Origin of the sequence: Streptomyces sp. NPDC048295 (genome assembly GCF_040652135.1) — a bacterium.
In the GTDB taxonomy this organism is placed as follows: domain Bacteria; phylum Actinomycetota; class Actinomycetes; order Streptomycetales; family Streptomycetaceae; genus Streptomyces.
Genome location: NZ_JBEZLL010000074.1, coordinates 1 through 2,680 on the forward strand (window position 1 = coordinate 1; position 2,680 = coordinate 2,680).

3 protein-coding genes are annotated in these 2,680 nt (G+C 66.8%); 2 read left to right on the forward strand and 1 reads right to left on the reverse strand.

The features are described from left to right. The first annotated feature begins 124 nt into the window (after positions 1–124). Complete coding sequence (istA, locus tag AB0D53_RS41605) at positions 125–1,540, forward strand: IS21 family transposase (protein ID WP_362454741.1); 1,416 nt, start codon at positions 125–127, stop codon at positions 1,538–1,540. Further along, positions 1,537–2,310, forward strand: a complete 774-nt coding sequence (gene istB / locus AB0D53_RS41610) for an IS21-like element helper ATPase IstB (RefSeq protein WP_362454743.1) — start codon at positions 1,537–1,539, stop codon at positions 2,308–2,310. The genes istA and istB overlap by 4 nt, the downstream gene beginning before the upstream one ends. Before the next feature lie 105 nt (positions 2,311–2,415). Here the strand turns inward: istB and AB0D53_RS41615 are convergent, their stop codons facing one another. Beyond that, positions 2,416–2,559, reverse strand: coding sequence for a hypothetical protein (locus tag AB0D53_RS41615; protein ID WP_342282846.1), 144 nt, complete (start codon positions 2,557–2,559; stop codon positions 2,416–2,418). Positions 2,560–2,680 lie beyond the last annotated feature (121 nt).

Sequence of the window (2,680 nt, forward strand, 5' to 3'; positions counted from 1 at the left end):
TGTCGGCGTACAAGTGGACGTGCGCCACCTCGTACGGATGAGAGTGCACCAAAGCTGATGCGGGGAGGGGTTGGAGCCGCGAGCCTGCTGTCGTCTTGTTCAGGGTCGGCGGAGGGCGGCGAGGGTGGTCTTGGATCCACATCGCTGGTTGGAGTTGCGGCGGTTTCGTGGTCTGCACGAGTCCGGCGCCATGAGCTTGCGGGAGATCGCGAAGGAGACCGGTCTGAACCGGCGCACGGTCGCCAAGTACCTGTCGGGTGAGGTTCCGGTTGCGCCGCCGAAGAGGGCTGCGAACGGTCAGCCGCGTCAGCGGGTAGTGGACGAGGTCGCCCCGCTGATCGACGCGATGCTGCGGGCGGAGATCCTGCTCAAGGGGGCGGTGATCCATGAGCGTCTGGTGGCGGAGTACGGGTTCACCGGCAATTACCAGCGCGTGAAGATGTACTTGCAGGAGGCCAGGCCGCGGGTCGCCGAGGAACTGGGCATCAGCCCGGGTGAGCTTGCCGGGCTTCACCGCCGGTTCGAGGTGGTGCCCGGAGCTCAAGCTCAAGTCGACTGGGGTGACGAGGGCAGGATCCTCGCTCATGTCGGGATCCCGAAGGTCTATTCGTTCCACATGACGCTGTCGTACTCGCGAGATCCGTTCTGCTGCTTCACCACCAGCCAGGATCTGGCGACGTTCTTCGACTGCCACCGTCAGGCGTTTGCCCACTTCGGCGGCGTCCCGATGTCGATCGTTTACGACCGGACCAAGACCGTGGTCCGCCGGCACGTCGCCCCTGGCGAGGCCGTTCCCCTGCATCCGGAGGCGGTCGCATTCGCTGGGCACTACGACTTCGACCCCGACGTCCTGGCCGCCTACCGGCCCACCGGCAAGGGCCGGGTCGAGCGCCAGGTCCTGATCGTCCGCGACCATGTCCTGGCCGGACGTGCCTTCTCCTCCATCGAGGAGATGAACGCCTCCTTCACTGCCTGGGTTCCGCTGCGGCGGGCCAAGATCCACGGCACTCACGGCGAGGTCATCGGACTGCGGGCCGTCCGTGACCACATGGCCCTCCGCCCACTGCCGGCCACCCCATACGTGGTCGCCCAGCGTCACCTCCGCTACGTCGGCAAGGACTGCCTCGTCGCCTTCGAAGCGAATCTCTACTCGTTGCCGGCGCTGCGGATCCGCCCGCGGCAGCTGGTCGAGATCAGGGCCACGAAGTCGCAGGTCAGCCTCCATGCCACCACACCCGACCGCCAGGGACAGACTCTGCTGGCCACTCACCCGCGGGCAGTTGGCCGCGGTGCCCGGGTCGTGGACGAGCGGCACTGGGACAGTCTGCCCACCGGAGCCGGCCGCCGCGTCACGGCGGGCGGAGACCTGCCCGCACCCCGCCAGCAGAACCGCGGGTCGGAAGCAGGGTCGCTGCTGGCCTTGCTGAACCGGGCCGCGGCCACCCAGGTCGAGGTCGGCCGACGGCCGTTGTCGGTCTATGACGAGCTGACCGGCACCCGCCCCTTCACCACCCACCCGAGCACGAAGGAACCGTCTTGAGCGAGCTGGTCTCCACCCGCATCCGCAACACAGCCAGCAAGCTGGGCCTGCCCCATCTGGCCGAGGCCCTGACCCAGTACGCGCAGCGGGCCGATGAGGCCAAGATGGGCTACCTCGACTTTATCGACCTGGTCCTTTCCGAAGAGCTCGCCGTCCGTGACGACCGACGATTCCGCCAGGGCCTGAGGCTGTCGAAGCTGCCGCACCACAAGACGCTCGATGACTACGACTTCTCGTTCCAGCCCGAGCTCGACCCCCGCAAGGTCAAGGACCTGGCCACCCTCTCGTTCATCGAGGCCAAGGCCAACGCTGCCCTGCTCGGGCCGCCGGGAGTAGGCAAGACACACATCGCCGTCGCACTCGCGGTCGCGGCCTGCCGGGCCGGCTACTCGATCTACTTCACCAGCCTCGACGACATGGTCCGCAACCTCACCGCCGCCGAGACCGCAGGACGCCTGACCAGCAAACTCGGCAGCTACCTGCGGCCGGCTGTCCTTGTTCTGGACGAAGTCGGCTACCAGCCCCTCGCCCGCGCAGAGGCGAACCTCGTCTTCCAAGTCATCTCAAAGCGCTACGAAAAGGGCTCGATCATCCTGACCTCGAACAAGACCTTCAGCGAATGGGGACAGGTGTTCGGCGACGAGGTCCTCGCCACCGCCATCCTCGACCGCCTCCTCCACCACTGCGGAGTCATCTCCATCAACGGCCCGAGCTACCGGCTCAAGAACCGACTCGCCGCCATCGAACGAGAACGAGACGACGCAGCCTGAAGACCCCGCCACCGGATCCGCCTTGACCTGCCAAGACGCCGACTTGGGCGTCTCTGGCGCCCTAGCCGCAGGCCACCCTGGACCCGCACCAACTCATCAGAGGCCTCACTCTTCATCGGCCCGCTCCAGAGCACTGATCGCCCGGCGACGCCAACGCGTGATGGCCGCAACGGCGATCACCCCGCCCACCAAGCCCGCCAGCGGAACACCCCAGGCTGCGGCCATGAACAGGGTTCCGAGTGATTCCATGACACCCCCCTTTTCGAGGGGAGCGTACTCGGCCGTGGAACTGCTGGAGACTCGCGCAGGAGGAGAAGCCTGGTGCACAGATCTCCGTACGCAGTGGAGCACTCTCACGAGTACGCCGACA